Below are 18,299 nucleotides of genomic sequence, written 5' to 3'. Positions count from 1 at the left end.
TTACTCGGTTTTCGATTGATCAGGAGGTGGGCTGGGCAGCAGCGTGCGCTGCTGAACCCGGACGTTCTCGGCATCCATTACTCGCAGGTCGCTGACCAGCCGCAGTCGGCGTTGACCCTGTTCGACGTCGATGGTGGCGCGAAATTGCCGGCTGCTGACCCCCAGTCCCCGGGGGCTGATATCCCGCCCCTGGAGCATGGGATTGGAGAGAAAGGCCGCCACGTCGGGGTAGCCCTTGGCCGGACGTGAGCTGGCCAGGGTACGGGCGGTGGGCAGGTCGATGCCCTCGATACTGGCCAGCACCTCGGCGCGGGTGGTGTTGACGTTGATTGCACTGTTGCCGAAGGCGCCTACCAGGGGTTCGAGCTGTTGCAGGACCTGGCTGTCCACCTGGGGCAGTTGCCGCAGTTCACTGAGGTCGCTCAAGGGCAGCGGCATGCCGTCGCGATTGTTCTGGCCGATCAGCAGCGCCGGGTCATGGGCCCTGATGCCTTGCTGGGCCAGCAGGCGCTGGTAGCGCGCCCGCAGATTCAGGTCGTTGCCCTGACGCAGGCTGTTGAGGTTGAGCCGGGCACCGAGGTCCTCCAACTGAATGTGGATGCGCCCGCCGTCGATTTCGAACAGCGGCGCCGGTTGTGCCCAGTGCTGGCCCAGGTGGGTCACCAGCAGGCCGCCTTCACTGCGGGCGTCTTCCAGCAGTTGCTGGCGGGCCCAACTTTCACCGCTCAAGGCCAGATTCCACAGCTGTTGCTGTTGCAGCAGATTGCTACTGCTGTGCAGGTTCAGCCGTTGCCGAGCCAGCATGTTGCTCACCACCAGGGTCACCAGGGCGGTGATCAGCAACACGCTGAGCAGGGCCACGCCTCGCTGCCGGGCCGGGCTAGTCATGGCCGGGTTCCTCTTCGCTATCGAGGCCGCCGGGCAACAGGATTACCCGGCGCACCTGGGGATAGCCCGGGGCATCCAGTTCGATCTCCAGTGCCGCCGGCAGGCTCAGGCTCTCGGTGCCCACTGGCCAGTGTTCGTGGCCCTGGCCCTGGGCGTCGATAAAGCGCAACCGGGTCAGTTGCACGCCGCTCAGCAGTTGCTGCTGTTGGCGGGTGGGGCCGACGGCGCGCTCCTGGGCTCCGGGCTCGGCAATGGCTTGCGACAGGGCGCGGGTTTCCCGCAGCCAGACGCCGTCCTGCCAGCGGTGGCTGACCTGCAGCAGGTCGCTACGGGCATAGTCCAGCGGGTTGTTCCAACCGCCACGCACCAGGCGGATACCGTCGGGCTGGCTGATCAATGCCTGGCTGTGGCTGGGATCATCGGTCAGGGGCTGGCGACGGGCCTGGACCAGATCCCGCTCGAACAGACTCATGGCCCGTTGCAGGTCCCGCAGTTGCTGCTCATGCAAGCCGATGCGCTGGTCGCTGCGCAGTACCCGGTCGAGCAACTGATAGGTGGCCAGGCCCAGCAGGCTGAAGATGGCGATGGCCACGACCACCTCCAGCAGGGTGAAACCCCGTTGCTTCATGGGCGTGCCTCAATGTAGCCAAGCAGCCGCGCGCGGCTGTACTGGCGGGCGCGCTGCGGGCTGGATTCGGCGGAAACCCGCAGTTCGATCTTCAGCAAGCGGGTATCCGGCACGGCCTCGACGTCGCTCGACAGCCACCAGCTACGGCCGCCGAATTCGATGCGTTCTTGCGTAGAGCGTATGGACGGTTGCTGCATTGCGGTGCGCAGCTCATTCATGCGGTTGTCGGCGATCCACAAGGCCTGGGTGCGTTCGGCGAGGTTGGCGCTGTTCACGGCGATATGCTGCACCGCACTGAACAGGGCGATGGATAAGGTGGCGAAAATCGCCAGGGCCACCATCACCTCCAGCAGGGTGAAGCCCCGATCAGTCCTGGGTATCAAGTTGCGCATCCTGTATGCCGTCGCTGGAAAGACTCACCAGCGGCTGATTACGGTATTCGACCCACAAGGTGTAGGCGCTGGTTTCATCACTGGAGAGCACCAGCAGTTGCGGCAGGCCATCGCGCTGGCGCCCGCTGCCCAGGGCAGCCCCGGCTTCGGCCACTTCCAGGCGCAGGCGCAACTTGTCGGGCAGGCGGTGGGGGCGCAATTCAGGGTCCGCCACCCAGCGTCCACGGGCGTCCAGGCGCAGCACGCTATAGCCGTCAGGTTCGATGCGCAGACCGTAGTCGTTGTAGCTGAGCACCGCTTCCTGGCGCAGCAACTGCAGCAGCGCTTGCAGGCGCTGGGCTTCCTGGCGTGCCTGGCGCGGGCCGGAGTCGGGATTGACCAGGCCCACCAGGCCGGCAGTCAGAGCAATCAACAGGATCACCACCAACAATTCCAGCAGGGTGAAGCCCCGGGCGTGGCGTCGCTGCACCGGTCAACGGTCCCAGTTGCCGATTTCCGCGTTCAGGCCTTCGCCGCCGATCTTGCCGTCGGCACCGAAGGAGAACAGGTCGTAGGCGCCGCCCCGAGTGCCCGGAACCCGGTACTGGTAGTGGGTGCCCCAAGGATCGATCGGCAGGCGCTTGAGGTAACCGTCGGGGTTCCAGTTACGTGCCGCTGGCGCGCCGCTGGGCTTGCTCACCAAGGCCTGCAGGCCTTGCTGGCTGCTGGGGTACTGGTGGTTGTCGAGCTTGTAGATGTCCAGGGCCATGGCGATGGCCTTGATATCGCTTTGCGCGGCCGAGGCCTTGGCCTGGTCGGGACGGCTCATGATCTGTGGCACCACCAGGGCGGCAAGGACGCCGAGGATCACGACCACCACCATGATTTCGATCAGGGTGAAACCACGTTGTTTTTTAGCTGTGTACACGTTGGGGGCTTTCCAGATTCAGGTAATCAATTGGTTCAGGCTGAGGATCGGCATCAGGATCGCCAGCACGATGACCAGCACCGAGGCGCCCATGAACACCAGCATCGCCGGCTCGAACAGGCCCACCAGCAAGGCAATGCGGTTGGCCAGTTGTTGTTCCTGCTGCTGGGAGGCGCGTTCGAGCATGCTGTCCAGCTCGCCGGAGCGTTCACCGCTGGCGATCATGTAGAGCATCATCGGCGGGAAACTGCCGTTGAGCTCCAGCGCTCGGGTCAGGCTGATACCTTCGCGCACGCCTCGGACGATGTCTTTCAGACCGGTACGAATTTTCTGGTTGGCCACCACTTCACTGGCAATCGCCAGGGCGTCCAGCAGCGGTACGCCACTGCGTCCGAGAATCGCCAGGGTGCTGACAAAACGCGTGCAGTTGCTGGCCCTGACCAGGCCGCCGATCACCGGCAGGCGCAGCACCAGGGCGTGCCAGCGTTCACGGTTGCCCGGCTTTCGCAACGCGGCCCGCCCTGCGGTGATCCCGACGCCGATCAGGATCAGCAACAGCAGGCCGTAATCGCGCAGCACGGCGCTGCTGGCGATCAGGCCGCGAGTCAGCAGCGGCAGCTCCTGGCCGCTGTCGATGAACACCTTGATCACGTCCGGCACCACGAAGCCCAGGAGAAAACCGACGATGCTGATGGCCGCCACCATGAGGATGCTGGGGTAGAGCATGGCCAACTGAATCTGCTGGCGCGCCGCCTGGCTGGCCTCGGTGTAGTCGGCGAGGTTCATCAGCACCTGATCCAGGTGTCCGGAACGTTCGCCGGCGGCCACCGTGGCCCGGTACAGATCGGGAAAGGCCTTGGGGTAGCCGCCCAGGGCCACCGCCAGGCTGTAGCCCTCCAGGACTCGGCCACGTATGGCCAGCAGCATGCTTTTCAGGCGCTGCTTTTCACACTGCGCGGCCACGGCGGCCAGCACTTCTTCCAGGGGCAGCGAAGCCTGCACCAGGGTGGCCAGCTGGCGGGTCAGCAGCGCCAGTTCGGCGCTGCTCAAGCCGCCACCGGAGACCTTGGCGCTGCCGGCGCCACTGCTGCGCTTGCCTTGGCTGGCGCTGACCTTGAGGGCGATCAGTTGCCGTTCGCGCAGCATCTGCCGCGCCTGCCGTGGGCTGTCGGCTTCCAGCACGCCGCTGGTTTTTTTCCCGGCGGCGCACATGGCCAGGTATTCGTAGGCGGCCATCTTCAGTCCTTCTGGGTAACCCGCAGCAACTCTTCCAGGCTGGTCAGCCCTTGCAGCACCATGGCCTGGCCGTCGTCGAACAGGCTGGGGCTGTGCTGGCGGGCGTGATTCAGCAGTTCATATTCACCGGCGCCGGTGTGGATCAACTGGCGCAGGGTGTCGTCGAACAGCACCAGCTCGTAGATCCCCCGGCGACCGCGATAACCCGACTGCTGGCAGCTCGGGCAACCCACCGGGCGGTACAGCAGCGGTGCGCCAGCGGGGTTCAGGCCCAGGCGTTCGCAGGCTGCCGGGTCGGCGTCATGGGGTTCCTTGCATTCGGGGCACAGCAGGCGCACCAGGCGCTGGGCCAGCACGCCGAGCAAGGAGGTGCAGAGCAGGAACGGCTCGATGCCCATGTCCACCAGGCGAGTCACTGCGCCGATGGCACTGTTGGTGTGCAGGGTCGAGAGCACCAGGTGCCCGGTGAGGGAGGCCTGGACGGCGATTTCCGCGGTCTCGCGGTCACGGATCTCGCCCACCATCACCACGTCCGGGTCCTGGCGCAGGATGGCTCGCAGCCCCCGGGCGAAGGTCATGTCGACCTTGGCGTTGACCTGGGTCTGGCCGATGCCGGTGAGGTGGTATTCCACCGGGTCCTCGATGGTGAGGATATTGCGCTCCAGGCTGTTGAGGCTGGCCAACCCGGCGTACAGGGTGGTGGTCTTGCCGGAACCGGTGGGGCCGGTGACCAGGAGGATGCCGTGGGGTTTGTGCAGGGCGTTTTCCAGGCGCTGGCGTACCTGCGGGTTCATCCCCAGGTGGCCCAGGTCCAGGCGCCCGGCCTGCTTGTCCAGCAGGCGCATCACCACCCGTTCGCCGTGGCTGGAGGGCAGGGTCGAGACCCGCACATCCACCTCGTGCCCGGCAATGCGCAGGGCAATGCGCCCGTCCTGGGGGATGCGCTTTTCGGCGATGTCGAGCTTGGCCATGACCTTGATCCGCGACACCAGCAGGGTCGCCAGTTCGCGCCGCGGGCGCAGCACTTCACGCAGCAGGCCGTCGACCCGCAGGCGCACCGACAGATGTTCCTCGAAGGCCTCCAGGTGCACGTCGGAGGCCTTGCTCTTGACCGCCTCGCTGAGGATCGCGTTGATCAGGCGGATGATCGGCGCGTCGTCTTCCTGTTCCATCAAGTCGGTGGTTTTCGGCAACTGGTCGGCCAGGCTGCAGAGATCGAACTCTTCGTCGAACTGCTCCCCCAGGCCATCGGCCACCTGCTTGGCCCCGTCCTGGCCGTCGCGATAGTGGGCCGCCAGGCGCTCGGCGAAGGCCTGTTCGTCGAGCACTTCACTGCGCAGGGGCGCGCCGTTGAAGCGGCGCACCTCGGCGATCACCGACCAGGGCGTATTGACCCGGCAATAGAGCACGGCGCCCTGGGCCTGATGCTCCAGGACCACGCCATGGCGCCGGGCATAGGCAAAGGCCAGGCGCGGACTTTCGATGGGCGTGATCATGGTTGCTGCGCGGCCTCGGTCGCCCGCATGTCGATCAGGCCCTGATCGCCGTCACTGTTGGCGTCGAACAGTTGGTGCGGGTTCTGCGGCAACTGGCCCCGGGTCTTGCCGTCCAGGGTGCGCAGCGAGCGCAGGTTGTTGTATTTCTGGGTGCTGAGCTTGTCGGCATTGCCGGTGTTGCGCAGCAGGGTCGGGCGCAGGAACACCATCAGGTTGGTCTTCTCGTTGACCTCCTTGCTGCTGCTGAACAGCTTGCCGACCCAAGGGATATCACCCAGCAACGGCACCTTGCTCACCTGGACCTTGATGTTGTCCTTGATCAGGCCGCCAAGGACGATGATCTGCCCGTCGTTGGCCAGAATGGTGCTCTTGACCGAGCGCTTGTTGGTGATCACGTCGCTGGTGCTGATGCCCGGCGGCGCGGCGGCCAGCTCGGAGCTTTCCTGTTCGACTTTCAGGCGCAGGAAGTTGCCTTCATTGATGTGCGGGGTGACCTTGAGGGTGATGCCCACATCCTTGCGCTCCACGGTGGTGAAGGGGTTGCTGGCACCGGCGGTGTCGGTGGTGTAGGAGCCGGTCTGGAAGGGGACGTTCTGGCCGACGAGAATTTCCGCCTGCTCGTTGTCCAGGGTCAGCAGGCTTGGGGTGGACAGCAGGTTGTTGTTGGAGTCGCTGGACAGGGCGGTGATCAGCGCGCCGAAGTTGCTGCTGCCGATGCCAATCACGGCGCCGTCCGGTAGGGTCGGGCTCTTGCCGCTCTCCAGGTTGCCCAGCAGGGTGCCGATGGTCATGCCGGCGCTGTTGAAGTTGCTGGCCGCGCCCCATTTGCCCCGGCCTCCGGCCCACTGCACGCCGAGGGCCTGGTTGATGTCGCCACTGACTTCGACGATGGCCGCTTCCACCAGCACCTGGGCGCGGGGCTGGTCGAGTTCGTCGATGATGGTTTCGAAGGTCGCCAGTTGTGCCGGCGAGGCCATCAGCACCAGGGCATTCTGGCTTTCGTCGGCGCTCACCAGCACCGGGTTGTCCTGCTTTTGGCCGTCACCGCGGCCGCCGGATTCCAGGCGTTTGCCAATGCCGCTGAGCAGCTCTTCGAGCTTCTTCGCGTCGCTGTGGTTGAGGCGCCGCACCCGGGCGTTTTCGCCGGCGTTGTTCGGCACGTCGAGGCTCTGGGCCAGGCGTTGCATCTGCTGGCGAATGGGCGCCGGGCCCACCAGGATCAGGCGGTTGCTGCGGGCATCGCCAATCGCCTTGGCGCTGGTCTGGGCACCGTTGCTGTCGGTCAGGCTGTCGGTCAGGGTCTTGGCCACATCACCGGCCCAGGCGTGCTTGAGCTGCAGGATGTTGAACTGGCGGCCACCGGCGTTATCCAGTTCTTCCACTACCTGGCGCACCCGCTGCACATTGTTGGCGCTGTCGGAAACGATCAGCGCGTTGGAGGTGGTGGACGGCGCCATGTAGGCATCCACCGCCACCAGCGGGCGCACGGCGGCGGCCACTTCGCTGGCATTGGCGTTGTGCAGTTCGATGACCTGGGTCACGAACTCTTCACTGGCTCCGCTGGCTTCGACATGGGCCTTGGTCTTGGCCTCGGCCACCGGCAGGATCAGCACCCGGTCGCCCTGGTCCATGGCCACATATCCCTGGCTGCGCAGGGCGGTGAGAAACAGCGAATAGATGCCTTTCTGGTCCATGGCGGTGCTGGACTGCACCGTCACCTTGCCGTTCAGGCGTGGGTCGAGAATCATCGTCTTGCCGGTGATCTGCCCGACTTCGTTGACCAGATCGCGCAGTTCCGCGTCTTTCATGTTCAAGGTCCACTGCTGCGCAAGGGGCAGTTTTTCAGTGGCGTGAAGGGGGCCGATCAGCGTGCCGAGGGCCAGCAGGGAACCTGCGATAAATGCTCGTTTCATGGTGTCTTGGGGGGTCACAAGGAAGGTTGGACAGGGCTGTCGGGCTCGCCCCGTGCCGCGGTGCTCGAAGGCACGTCGCGGACAGCGGGCAGCGGGATCAGCAAGGGGGTGGCATGGCCGGCCAGGGACAGGGCCTGGTCCTCGCCATAACGCTGGACACGAACCTGGGTGGTGCCGATTTCACGCAGGCTGCCGCCCCCGGGAAGGGGCTCGCCGATGCGGTAGAAACGGCTGCCTTCAGGGGACTCGATCAAGGCCCGGGACAGTTCCGGGCGGCTTTCCACCAGGCTCGCCAGCAGCGTCAGGGGCACCCGTGGCTGGTTGCCGCTGGCCTCCTGGGGCTGCACGCCGAACAGTTGGGCAATGGCTGCGGTGTCGGGTGGCTGATGGGCCGGGGCCGGGGCTTCGGCAGGCACTGCGGTGCCGCTCTGCTCCAGATTCTGCAGCCACAGCCAGCTGTCACGGCCAAGCCAGCCCAGCCAGCTCAACAGCAATAGCAGCGCGCCGGCCCGCAGGGCGACGCGTGGGCAAAAGCGCAAGGCGTTCACAGGGACATGCGCTGCAGGAGTTTTTCACCGTGCCAATGATGCACGGCCACCGCCGCCACATGCCCGGCCACCAGCAGCGCCAGGGCCATACAGGCGTACTTGTGCAGCACATTGAAGAAGTCGGTGAGCAGGGGTTCTTGAAGGGGCTGAGCCAGAGACAGCACGCCGAAGAGGTTGATCGGTCGCTCCATCATCAGCACGCCGGTGACCAGGACAAAACCGGTCACGACGTAGAGCGCCAGGTGGCCGCATTTGGCCAGCAGGCGCAGGGTTCGATTGGCGTGCACCGGTTCACGATGATCCAGGGCACAGAGAATTCGCAGACCGAACAGGGGAATCAGCATGAAGGTCAAGGACACATTGACGAAGCTGATGCCATCGGCGATCACGGTTGGCAGGTCAAGCAAGGCGTTGCCGAAGCCGCTGACAGTCGCCCAGATGATGATGCAGGCGAACGTCCAGTGCAGCAGCACGTGGGGTCTGGAGTAATTGCAAGTAGGCATAGGGGGCATGACTGGCAAAAGAAGCGTGGCGCCGGGGCGCCACGCTCGGGTTGACGAAGGTGTGACTTACTGGCGAGTCCAGGCCGACGGCCAGTTGGCGCCTACACCCGGCTCGAATGCAGTGGCACCGCTGTTCCACTGAATGCAGTAGCCGCTGTAAGGGAACGGGTTGCACTTGTAGGTCTTGCCGTCTTTAGGCTGCAGGACCACGGTGCCGGCTTTGTAGGTGCTCAGGCCCTGTGGGAACACGTGGTCGTACTTGCCACCGCTCTCGCCGCCGCTGCTTTCTTCCTGCTTGAGGGTGAAGCTGGCGGTCTGTTGCAGCAGGTCGCCCTTCTTCGAGGTGGCTACCACGATCAGGTCAAACTTGCCGGCGCTCTGACCGGTGAGCGGGATGGAGAAGTGCGGGGTGTTGCCGGCCGGAGCCTGCTGGAACGCTACGCTTTCATTCTTGGCGTTGTACACGGTGGCTTTCACGGTGTAGTCGCCGCCCTTGGCAATGGCGTTGAAGTGCAGGTCGACCTTGCCGTCCTTCAAGGTGTATTCGGACTGCATGCCGGTGATGGCCAGCTCGCCCGGCTTGGCCGCCTGTTCCTTGTCGATCATCACGTTGACGATGTCGCTGCCTTTCTTGACCAGGATGTCGTTCTTGCCGAAGTTGGGCACCACTTCGTCCTTGTCGTTGAGCAGGCCCATCTGGTAGCCCTGCTTGGCGGCGTTGACCTTCTTGGCCAGTTCGCGCGGCCAGACGTCGGCCTTGGCCAGTTCGGCAGAATCGATGTTCAGCACGACTTGCTTGGCGTTCACTTCGCCCTGTGCGTTGAACACGCGGGTCTTGACCTTGTCGCCGATGCTCAGTGCTTCAGGCTGAACTGCGCCCACGGTGGACCAGGAGGATGGAATCACTGCGCCGTTGTCGATGTTCAGGTCGACCACGCTGTAGAAGGTGGCGTCGGTGTCGTGCACTTTCCAGGTGGCCAGCAGCACGTGGTAGCCGCTGCGGTCAGACGGGATGTTCACGGTGTGCTGAGTCTTGCCACCGGCGGGGGCCGGGGTGTTCAGGGCTGGCCATGGCTGATCCAGCAGCGGCTTGAGCTCGAAGGAGTCACGGGTCAGCTTCTGGTTCGGGTTCCAGTCTTTTTTGGTGATGTAGAACTGCCAGTAGCGAGTGGCGTGACCGGCGGTGTACTTCCAGGTGAAGGTTTGCGGACCCGGCTTGACGGTGGTCTTGGTCCAGCGAGTGGCCGATTGCTCGTTGATCTCGGCGAAGCGGTCAAGGCCGCCGGCAGGGATGGTGCCATCGGCTGGGCCGCACTTGGTGAAGTCACCGGTACAGGCTTGGGCGCTGCTTGGGAAGTGCGAGAAACCACCGCCCGGACGACCGATGTACTCGGCGCTTTGCGGTTCGTAGGTGATGGCGCCGCAGTTGGCGTTGAGTTGACCGCCATTGCTGCTGCACATGAAGGAGCGAGCTTTAGGGGATTCAATGTAACCGTGGGCGGACGCTTGTTGAGCGGCAAGACCGGCAGCGCCCATGGCCAGGACCAGAGGCAGTTTGAGGAACGAGCGGGCTCGGGTGGAGTTGATCATTGAGAAAGCCTTGAGCAATTAGAAATGGATACAAAAGGTCCCGGGGGTGCGGATGGGGTCCGACCGATGGGGCGGCTGGCCTCCGTGCCGACGCATCCCCGAGAGCAGAGACAGGCTACGTGGCGGGGCAGAGCGGTCCCATGGGACGAGTACGAGAGTCGTCCGCTGAAGCCGGACCAACAGGCAAAAAAAAGCGTGGCATTCACATGCCACGCTCAAGGGTCAAACCTTCGCTTTAATGGTTATTGACGATCCCAGGCCATGCCCCAGTGGCTGCCGGTACCCGGCTCGTACTGAGTGGCGCCGGCTTTCCACTGCACGCAGTAGCCGCTGTAGGGGTGCGGTTTGCACTTGTAGGTCTTGCCGTCCTTGGGCTGCAGCACCAGGGTGCCGGCCTTGTAGGCGCTCAAGCCTTGCGGGAAGACGTGGTCGTACTTGCCGCCTTCAACGGGCTTGTCGCCGCCGTTGCCCGGCTTGTCACCACCGTTGCCTGGTGTTTCGCCGCCACCGACGTTCTCTTCAGCCTTCACGGTGAAGCGTGCGGTTTGCTGCATCAACTCGCCTTTCTTCGAGCTGGAGACCACCACCAGGTCGTATTTGCCGGCCTTGGTGTCTTTCAGCGAGATCGAGAAGTGCGGGGTTAGGTTGCCGATCGGTGCATGTTCATAGGCCAGGGTCTTGCCTGCGGTGTCGAACACCTTGGCGTAGACGGTGTATTCGTCTTTCGGGTCGCTGGCCTTGACGATGGCGTTGAAGTGCAGGTCGACCTGGCCGTTCTTCGCGGTGTATTCAGGCTGCACGCCGGTGACGCTGAGCTCGCTCGGCTGGCTGGCCAGTTCCTTGGCGATGATCACGCTGCTGATGTCGCTGCCCTTGTTGACGAAGATGCTGTTCTTGCCACGGTTGGGCACGATCTGATCCTTGTCGTCCAGCAAGCCCATCTGGTAGCCGAGTTTGGCGGCGTTGACCTTCTTCGCCAGTTCGAACGGCCAGACGTTTTCGTTGGCCAGTGCTGCCGAATCGATATTCAGCACCACTTGCTTGGCCTGTTGTTCGCTGTTGGTGAACACCCGGGTCATGACCTTGTCGCCGACTTTCAGCGGCTCGGGCTGGACCGCGCCGATGTCGCTCCACTGCGATTCAACCGCGTTGGCGTTGTCGATGTTCAGGTCCACCACCGAGTAGAAAGTGTTGGAGTTGTCATGCACTTTCCAGGTCGCCAGCATCACGTGATAACCGCTGCGGTCGGCCGGGATATTGACCACGTGCTTGGTGTTCTGCCCGGCTTTGGCCGGCATGCTGCCGTTCCATTTTTCATCCAGCAACGGGGTCATTTCGAACGAGTCGCGGGTCAGCGGTTGGTTCGGGTTCCAGTCTTTCTTGGTGATGTAGAACTGCCAGTAACGGGTAGCGTGGCCGGCGGTGTACTTCCAGGTGAAAGTCTGCGGGCCCGGCTTGATGGTGTTCTTGGTCCAGCGGCTGCTCGACTGTTCGTTGAGCTTGGCAAAGCCGGTCATGCCACCGGCGGCAATGGTGCCGTCGGCCGGGCCGCAAACGCGGAAGTCGCCGGTGCAGGCCTTGGCGTTGCTCGGGAAGTGCTCGCGGCCGCCACCCGGCGTGCCGAAGTACTCGACGCTTTGCGGTTCATAGGCGACAGAGCCGCAGTTGCCGTTCTGGTTGCCACCACCGGCACTGCACATGAACGAACGGGATTTCGGGCTTTCGATGTAGCCGTGGGCGCTGGCTTGTTGAGCCGCGAGCGAAGCCATGCCGATGGCCATGGCCAAAGGCAATTTGAGGAATGAACGGGCTCGGTGCAACGTGATCATCGATTGATCCTTAGTTTGAAATTATTGGATTCAACAGGCGATCGTGGGGAAGGATGGACGAGCTCAAGTTGAGTCTGGCATCCCTGTCTGGCGCCCCCCGAAAGCAGGCGCCAGAGTAGGACGGGTGAGTGTCGGTTCACATGGGACGGGTACGAGAGTGCACCAGGGGCGCCCGGGCGATACCCCGGGACCAGGGCCTGAGGGGCTGACGCAGGGCGGCCAGGTCGGCCTTGGCCTGTTCGAAGATGCGTTCCATGGACGCCAGCAGCCTGGCCTGGCAGCGGCGCACGGCGTCAGGCTGCTGGACATTGACCTGCCTCAGCCCATGGCAGGCCGCGGCCATTTCGCTGGCATCGATCAGGCAGGCCACGCCGGTCAGGCGATGACTCAGGTCGCCGATGGTCTGGGGCGCCGCGGTCAGATCGGTTTCGCGCAACTGGGCGATTTCCTGCTGCAGGTTCTTGGTCAGTTCCAGGAGGATGCGTCGGCGCAGGATCGAGCTGTTCTTGCCCACTTCGTCCAGGTGGTCGAGGTTGAACGAGCGCTCGTGCTCCACATCCTCGTCAGCCGGGGCATGGCTGCCGAGCACTTCCCGCAGACGCGCCAGGGTCACCGGCTTGATCATCAAATCGTTCATCCCGGCGTTGGAGCACTGGGTGGCCTCGTTGCTCAGGGCGCTGGCGGTGTAGCCGATGATCAGGCGCGCTGGCGTGCCCCGGCGCCGCTCGTCTTCGCGCACCGCACGGGTCAGGGCATAGCCGTCCATGTCCGGCATGTTGCAGTCGCTGATCAGCACGTCGTAGGGCGACTCGCTCAGGGCCAGCAAGGCCTGTTCGCCGCTGCACACATGCTCGGCCTGATGGCCTAGGCGGGCCAGTTGCAGGGTCAGCACCAGACCATTGGTGGACACGTCGTCCACCACCAGCACCCGCAGCGATTCGGCGGCTTGCTGTTGTGGCGTCAGCGGCTCGGGTGACGGCGCCAGGGGCAACTGCCAGCTCAGGGGCAGTTCCACATGCACGCAGCAGCCCTGGCCGGGTTCGCTTTCCAGCCAGATGTGGCCGTCCATCAACTGGGCCAGTTGGCTGCAGATGCTCAGGCCCAGGCCCGAGCCACCGTACAGGTGTGCGGTGCGGGCGCTGGCCTGGCGGTAGGGCTCGAAGATCAGGGGCTGCAAGGCCTGGGGAATGCCGATGCCGGTGTCGCAGACGCTCAGGGTCAGCAGGCTCACGCCTTCGCGCAGCGGGATTTCCTTGACCCGGGCCTGAATGCTGCCGTGGTCGGTGAACTTCAGCGCGTTGCTGATCAGGTTGTGGAAGATCTGCTGCAGGCGCAGGGAGTCGATCCAGTGCAGGCGCTGGCGGTCGGCCTGGTAGTCGAAGTGCAGTTGCAGGTTCTTTTCCCGGGCCTGGGCGGCGAACAGGCCGAGGCTGTTGGTCAAAAGCGGTTCCAGTGCCGTGGGGTGCGGGGCCAGTTGCATCAGGCCACTCTCGATCTTGTCCAGGTCGAGGATGTTGCCGATCAGGTCGATCATCGACGTCGCCGATTGTTGGGCCACCCGCAGGTTGTGCGAGGGCGTGTTGCGGCCGCTGGTTTCAAGCTCCAGCAGGCCCACCAGGGCATTGAGCGGGGTGCGCAGTTCGTGGCTCATGGAGGCCAGGAACTCGCTCTTGGCGGCGCTGGCCTTGAGTGCCACCTGCTTGGCTTCACGCAGTTTGATCTCCAGGTGCTTGCGTTCGGAGATATCCAGCCAACCCCCCAGCAGCCCTTGCAACTGGCCCCGGGCGTTGTAGAACGGCACCAGCCACTGATACAGGTAGCGCTGCTCGCCCTTGATCACCAGGCTGGTGTCGAGAAAGCGCGGCCGGTGGTTGTTCAGCAGTTGCCGGTGTTCGTCCTGCAGTATCTGCGCGAAGTCTGCCGGCATGTTCGGCTGTTCGGTGGGCAGGCAGTTCTGGACCAGATCCTCGGCGGTGGAGAAAAACTCTTCGTAGGCGCGGTTGCAGGTGCTCAAGCGTCCGTGCAGGTCGCACACGTACAGCGGAGTCGGCAGGCCGTTGAGCAGGGAGAACTGGAACGCCAGTTTGTCCTGCAGCCGGGTCTGGGCGCAGATCCGCTCCTTGACCTGGATCTTCAGTCGCCAGTTCCACACCAGGGACAGGACGAAGATCACCAGCGCCACGATGCCGATGTGCCAGGCCTGTTCGGCCGCCCATTCCCAGAAGTTGTCCCGGGGGCGTTCGGCGATCACCTGGATATCGCTCTGCGGGGTGCGCGACAGTGAGTCCAGCAGCTTGTTGAGGATGCTCAGCAATTCGCCGGAGCCTGCGGCCACGGCGAACTGATGGGGGCTGGGCGTGGCCTTGATCGACAGGCCGTATTGCAGGCCCGCTCCGGGTTGGGTCTGGCTGGCGCTGGGGGTGTCCAGGGTGGCGTCTACCCGGCGCTGCAGCACCAGGTCCAGGGACTGCTGGTAGTTCTCGGTGAGCAGCAGCTGGATCTTGGGGTAGCGCAGGCGCAAATGGTCATACAGCGGGTGATAGCGCGACAGCGAAAGCTTGCGGCCTTCCAGGGCTTCCAGGGAACTGGGAGAGCTGTCGCCGGTGCGGATGATGAAGGTCCAGGTGCGAGTGCCATAGGGCTGGCTGAAACGCACGCCGCGCGCGCCGTCGACCATGCCCAGGGTGCGGCTGGTCAGATCGGCCTGGCCCTGGCTCAACTGTTCCAGATCGTTGGCCCGGGACAGGCTGGGCTGGATGTTCAGTTTCAGGCGAAACGAGCTGGCCAGGGTCTGCAGCAGGTCGATGCTCAGTCCTGCCCACTCGCCGTCGTTGTTGCGATACAGGTACGGCGGTGCTTCCTGGGCCAGCAGGTTGATCTGCTGATGGTCCTTCAGCCACGCCAGTTCCTGGGGGCTGAGCATGAAGGCATCGGTGGGCGAATAGGGGAAGGGACCGTGGCTGGCGTGCTGTTGGACCTTGAGTTTCTGTGTCTCGGGAATGCTGTGCAGCACATGGTTGAGCAGGGCCAGCAGGGTGGGCTCGTCGCGGCGCGCGGCAAAGGCGAAACCGGTGGTGGGCAGGTGCGCGGAAAACTTGTTGTGCAGGGCCAGGTCCGGGCGTGCCTGCAGATACAGGTTGGCGCGGAACTGATCGCCGATAAAGGCATCGGCCTCGCCCTGGGCCACTTGTTCGAAGGCCAGTGCCGTGGTGCGCACGCTGCGTATCAGCGCCTGGGGGTAAGCCTGGCGGACCTGCTCCGGTTGCAGGTAGTTGTCCAGCACCAGCACCTGCTTGTTCTGCAGGTCCAGGGGCAGGCTCTGGTCGCTGGTGCGGCCGACGATGATCGGCTGGTTGCGCAGGTAGGGCAGGCTCAGGCGCAGGTTCGGGTTGGCTTCTTCGAACTCGGTGGCCCGGGCCAGCAAATCGACCCGGTGCTCCAACAGAGCCTCCACGGCGGCCTGGGGCGAGGGCACCTCGACACTCTGAAAGTGCAGGTCCAGTTGTTCGCCGATCAGCTTCAGGTAGTCATCGGAGATCGACTTCAGGACCTGATTGCCGGCGCTCTCCAGAGGCCGGTCGGGCGGCACGATGCGGGCCACTTTGAGGGTTTTGCGCGGCAGGCTGTTGCGCATCGCCAGCAGCTTGTTCAAGGGCAGGTTGCCGTCCGTCGCGGTGTCCGGGTTGTCGGCCCAGGCGGTTGGCAGCGTGCCCAGGAGCGCCAGGGGAATGAGCAGCAGGCAAAAGCGCTGCATCCTCCGGCGCACGAAGGAAAGCGAAATCAGGGGCATAGGGGGGAAGCTCCGGGATTCTGCCGCACGGGGCGGCTCAGGAAAGGCCGTGTTCCTGGATGTAGAGAAACAGGCTGGCCGAGGTGTCCAGGCCGAGCTTGCGCATGGCGCTGCTTTTTTGCGTGCTGATGGTCTGTTTGCTGCGGCACAGGTGCTGGGCGATGGCACCGATGCTCATGCCGGTGCCATACAGGCGCAGCACCTCGATCTCCCGCGCGGACAGTTGCTCCGGTTGCATCAGCGGCTTGCCGTGCAGGGCGGTGCTGGTGTCCAGCAAGTGCTGGATCGAGGCCGAGACAAAGGGCGAGCGCGGGCTGGCGGCGACCGCCTTGGGCAGGTCATTGAGCAGCCCGCGCTTGCTCACCAGCCCCTGGACCCCCAGTTTGAGCACGCTGCTGATCAGCGCCGGGTTGTCGAGCATGGTGATCACCACGATCGCCAGTTTCGGATACAGCGAACGCAGGCGACGGATCAGACGAATCCCGTCCACTTGGTCGCCACCGGGCATCATCAGGTCGGTCAGCAGCAGGTCGCAGGGCTGGCGCTGCAGGTTCTCCAGCAGGGTTTCCACGCTGTGGGCCTGAGCGACGACCTCCAGGTCGGCACGGCTTTCCAGCAGGGTGTGAATCCCAATCAGAGTCAGGGGATGGTCATCGGCTATCTGGACGCGGATCGGCATCGTGTTTGTTTACTCGGCTTTTCGACAGGCATGAGCCCACAAAAACGCGCGGCTTCCTATCAAGGAGCGGGCATTTTGCTTGTGGGGTCGTCAGAGGATTCGCAGGGTATCACTGAAATTGACGCCAAAAAGACGTCTTTGGCACTTTAAGAATCGTCTTATGTTTGCCAGGAAATTTCCTGAGAAGTTGTAGGGGAATTACTAAAGATCTTGCAAGAAACGCCTCTAGTACAGACGTTTCATCGGTGTTTTCCCTGTCGGATCTACAGCCTTTGGTGCCCGGGGCAACCCCGTCACTCCAGGGGCGGCAAACGCCGTTTGATTGGCGACTTCTTGATGATTGCGGTGTTGGTTTCGGCGAAATGGTTGAGGCGGTCCAGCAGGGTGTCCAGCTGTTCCATGGAGCGCACTTGAAGGCGGGCGATAAAGCAGTCGTCACCGGTGACCTTGTCGCATTCGGTGAACTCGGCAATCGCCAGAATCTGCCGTTCCACTTCCTGCAGTTTGCCCGGCAAGGGACGAATGCGGACGATGGCCTGCAACTGGTAGCCCAGAAGTCTTGGATCGATCTCCAGGGTATAAGCGCTGATCACGCCGCGTTCTTCCAGTCTTTTCAAACGTTCGGCGACGCTGGGAGCGGACAGGCCGCTGATCTGCGCCAGGGCCTTTAGGGAGCGGCGGGAGTCCTGCATCAGGGCACTGATCAGTGCCTGGTCGATGGCATCAAGCATGGCGATCTCGTTAGGTTGGATGGCTATTTTGCCTTGATAAAAAAGGCCTTGTGGCAGTCTAGCCTAGGTTTTGAACTGGCGATGGTCAGTTCGCGCTGGGCATAATTTGCCCACTGCCAGAGGAGCTTGATGATGGATGCACTGACTCGTCGCGGATCGCTGGAAATGACCGCCGCCATGCTGATTTCCGGAACCATCGGCTGGTTCGTCCTGGTGTCCGGGCAACCGGTACTGGACGTGGTGTTCTGGCGCTGCCTGTTCGGCGCCGGGGCCTTGCTGCTGATTTGCGGCGCTTTCGGTTTTCTTCGTAAGAACATTCTGACCAAGCGCACGCTGATCCTGGCGGTGCTCAGTGGCGTGGCCATTGTCGGTAACTGGGTGCTGCTGTTCGGCTCCTATTCCCGAGCCTCGATTGCCATTGGCACCGCGGTGTACAACGTCCAGCCTTTTATCCTGGTGGCTCTGGGGGCGTTGTTCCTGGGGGAGAAGATCACCCCGCAGAAGCTGTTCTGGCTGTGCCTGTCCTTTGCCGGGATGCTGGCCATCGTCAGTGCCCACGGCACCCAGGGCGAAACCGGCAACGACTACCTGCTGGGCATCGCCCTGGCCCTGGGCGCCGCGTTGCTGTATGCCTTTGCCGCGCTGCTGATCAAGCGCCTGAGCGGTACGCCGCCACACCTGATTGCGCTGATCCAGGTCTGCACCGGGGTGCTGTTGCTGGCGCCCTGGGCCAACCTCGGCGCGCCGCCCCAGCAGGCCACGGCCTGGGCCAGCCTGCTGACCCTGGGCATCGTGCATACCGGGGTGATGTACGTGCTGTTGTACGGGGCGATTCAGAAGTTGCCGACGGCGTTGACCGGGGCCTTGTCCTTCATCTATCCGATCGCGGCGATCTTCGTCGACTGGCTGGCTTTCGGTCATCGCCTGGGACTGCTGCAATGGGTGGGCGTCGGCGCGATTCTGCTGGCCGCCGCCGGCATGCAGCAGGGCTGGACCCTGAAGCGCCGGCGCAGCGTTTTGCAATGAGCGCAGGGGACGCAGGGCGCAGACCTGCAATGGGTTCCACGCCCGCTGGCCTGGGGGGTAGTGCCGCGCCTGTACCGGTCGGCACCTGACCTTGACAGGCCGGGGCGCAGCGCTAGTTTTTATCCAGTGTCGGCCGATTGGCC

At 63.8% G+C, this 18,299-nt stretch carries 16 protein-coding genes; 1 reads left to right on the top strand and 15 read right to left on the bottom strand.

The window, feature by feature from the left end; translation table 11 throughout:
• From gspK to ACSSVC_RS23180, 15 genes are all read right to left on the bottom strand, one after another.
• Positions 1-888 (bottom strand): type II secretion system minor pseudopilin GspK, encoded by an 888-nt coding sequence (gene gspK, locus ACSSVC_RS23250; RefSeq protein WP_492611449.1) that lies wholly within the window; start codon positions 886-888, stop codon positions 1-3.
• On the bottom strand, positions 881-1,516 hold the full coding sequence (gspJ, locus tag ACSSVC_RS23245; protein ID WP_492611448.1) for a type II secretion system minor pseudopilin GspJ: 636 nt from the start codon (positions 1,514-1,516) through the stop codon (positions 881-883). The genes gspK and gspJ overlap by 8 nt, the downstream gene beginning before the upstream one ends.
• Entirely contained in the window at positions 1,513-1,908 is a 396-nt protein-coding gene (gspI, locus tag ACSSVC_RS23240; protein WP_492611447.1) for a type II secretion system minor pseudopilin GspI, read from the bottom strand. The genes gspJ and gspI overlap by 4 nt, the downstream gene beginning before the upstream one ends.
• Positions 1,883-2,377: a type II secretion system minor pseudopilin GspH gene (gene gspH, locus ACSSVC_RS23235; protein WP_346635236.1), complete on the bottom strand. Its 495-nt coding sequence runs from the start codon at positions 2,375-2,377 to the stop codon at positions 1,883-1,885. Before gspH ends, gspI begins: the two co-directional genes overlap by 26 nt.
• A gap of 3 nt (positions 2,378-2,380) precedes the next feature.
• Positions 2,381-2,815, bottom strand: a complete 435-nt coding sequence (gene gspG / locus ACSSVC_RS23230) for a type II secretion system major pseudopilin GspG (RefSeq protein WP_346635237.1) — start codon at positions 2,813-2,815, stop codon at positions 2,381-2,383.
• A gap of 18 nt (positions 2,816-2,833) precedes the next feature.
• Entirely contained in the window at positions 2,834-4,051 is a 1,218-nt protein-coding gene (gene gspF / locus ACSSVC_RS23225) for a type II secretion system inner membrane protein GspF (protein ID WP_492611446.1), read from the bottom strand.
• A 2-nt stretch (positions 4,052-4,053) separates the two neighbouring features.
• The gene (gene gspE, locus ACSSVC_RS23220) at positions 4,054-5,547 is read right to left on the bottom strand and encodes a type II secretion system ATPase GspE (RefSeq protein ID WP_346635239.1); all 1,494 of its coding nucleotides are present in this window, start codon (positions 5,545-5,547) and stop codon (positions 4,054-4,056) included.
• Complete coding sequence (gene gspD, locus ACSSVC_RS23215) at positions 5,544-7,460, bottom strand: type II secretion system secretin GspD (protein WP_492611445.1); 1,917 nt, start codon at positions 7,458-7,460, stop codon at positions 5,544-5,546. The genes gspE and gspD overlap by 4 nt, the downstream gene beginning before the upstream one ends.
• 14 nt (positions 7,461-7,474) lie before the next feature.
• The gene (locus ACSSVC_RS23210) at positions 7,475-8,008 is read right to left on the bottom strand and encodes a type II secretion system protein N (RefSeq protein WP_446439690.1); all 534 of its coding nucleotides are present in this window, start codon (positions 8,006-8,008) and stop codon (positions 7,475-7,477) included.
• Positions 8,005-8,511 (bottom strand): cytochrome b, encoded by a 507-nt coding sequence (locus ACSSVC_RS23205; protein ID WP_404937255.1) that lies wholly within the window; start codon positions 8,509-8,511, stop codon positions 8,005-8,007. The genes ACSSVC_RS23210 and ACSSVC_RS23205 overlap by 4 nt, the downstream gene beginning before the upstream one ends.
• Positions 8,512-8,577: 66 nt before the next feature.
• The gene (gbpA, locus tag ACSSVC_RS23200; RefSeq protein ID WP_492611444.1) at positions 8,578-10,101 is read right to left on the bottom strand and encodes an N-acetylglucosamine-binding protein GbpA; all 1,524 of its coding nucleotides are present in this window, start codon (positions 10,099-10,101) and stop codon (positions 8,578-8,580) included.
• Between the two features lie 242 nt (positions 10,102-10,343).
• On the bottom strand, positions 10,344-11,930 hold the full coding sequence (locus tag ACSSVC_RS23195; RefSeq protein ID WP_492611443.1) for a lytic polysaccharide monooxygenase: 1,587 nt from the start codon (positions 11,928-11,930) through the stop codon (positions 10,344-10,346).
• A gap of 136 nt (positions 11,931-12,066) precedes the next feature.
• On the bottom strand, positions 12,067-15,720 hold the full coding sequence (locus ACSSVC_RS23190) for an ATP-binding protein (protein ID WP_404937253.1): 3,654 nt from the start codon (positions 15,718-15,720) through the stop codon (positions 12,067-12,069).
• A gap of 37 nt (positions 15,721-15,757) precedes the next feature.
• Positions 15,758-16,399, bottom strand: a complete 642-nt coding sequence (locus ACSSVC_RS23185) for a response regulator (RefSeq protein WP_346635246.1) — start codon at positions 16,397-16,399, stop codon at positions 15,758-15,760.
• Between the two features lie 293 nt (positions 16,400-16,692).
• On the bottom strand, positions 16,693-17,130 hold the full coding sequence (locus ACSSVC_RS23180) for an Lrp/AsnC family transcriptional regulator (RefSeq protein ID WP_346635247.1): 438 nt from the start codon (positions 17,128-17,130) through the stop codon (positions 16,693-16,695).
• Positions 17,131-17,262: 132 nt separating this feature from the next.
• Here ACSSVC_RS23180 and ACSSVC_RS23175 point away from each other — a divergent pair, with 132 nt between their 5' ends.
• Complete coding sequence (locus ACSSVC_RS23175) at positions 17,263-18,156, top strand: DMT family transporter (protein WP_492611442.1); 894 nt, start codon at positions 17,263-17,265, stop codon at positions 18,154-18,156.
• Positions 18,157-18,299: the final 143 nt, after the last annotated feature.

This window comes from Pseudomonas sp. E1BtOHC1 (genome assembly GCF_058744285.1).
Note: the sequence above shows the minus strand (reverse complement) of the source record. Positions and strands in the feature narration are given on the sequence as shown.

Excerpts from the sequence above, each read along its gene's own strand:
- gspD (WP_492611445.1), bottom strand. The coding sequence starts at position 7,460 with ATGAAACGAGCATTTATCGCAGGTTCCCTGCTGGCCCTCGGCACGCTG.
- ACSSVC_RS23175 (WP_492611442.1), top strand. The coding sequence starts at position 17,263 with ATGGATGCACTGACTCGTCGCGGATCGCTGGAAATGACCGCCGCCATG.
- gspF (WP_492611446.1), bottom strand. The coding sequence starts at position 4,051 with ATGGCCGCCTACGAATACCTGGCCATGTGCGCCGCCGGGAAAAAAACC.
- ACSSVC_RS23190 (WP_404937253.1), bottom strand. The coding sequence starts at position 15,720 with ATGCCCCTGATTTCGCTTTCCTTCGTGCGCCGGAGGATGCAGCGCTTT.
- gbpA (WP_492611444.1), bottom strand. The coding sequence starts at position 10,101 with ATGATCAACTCCACCCGAGCCCGCTCGTTCCTCAAACTGCCTCTGGTC.
- gspJ (WP_492611448.1), bottom strand. The coding sequence starts at position 1,516 with ATGAAGCAACGGGGTTTCACCCTGCTGGAGGTGGTCGTGGCCATCGCC.
- ACSSVC_RS23195 (WP_492611443.1), bottom strand. The coding sequence starts at position 11,930 with ATGATCACGTTGCACCGAGCCCGTTCATTCCTCAAATTGCCTTTGGCC.
- ACSSVC_RS23205 (WP_404937255.1), bottom strand. The coding sequence starts at position 8,511 with ATGCCTACTTGCAATTACTCCAGACCCCACGTGCTGCTGCACTGGACG.
- ACSSVC_RS23185 (WP_346635246.1), bottom strand. The coding sequence starts at position 16,399 with ATGCCGATCCGCGTCCAGATAGCCGATGACCATCCCCTGACTCTGATT.
- gspI (WP_492611447.1), bottom strand. The coding sequence starts at position 1,908 with ATGCGCAACTTGATACCCAGGACTGATCGGGGCTTCACCCTGCTGGAG.
- gspE (WP_346635239.1), bottom strand. The coding sequence starts at position 5,547 with ATGATCACGCCCATCGAAAGTCCGCGCCTGGCCTTTGCCTATGCCCGG.
- gspK (WP_492611449.1), bottom strand. The coding sequence starts at position 888 with ATGACTAGCCCGGCCCGGCAGCGAGGCGTGGCCCTGCTCAGCGTGTTG.
- ACSSVC_RS23180 (WP_346635247.1), bottom strand. The coding sequence starts at position 17,130 with ATGCTTGATGCCATCGACCAGGCACTGATCAGTGCCCTGATGCAGGAC.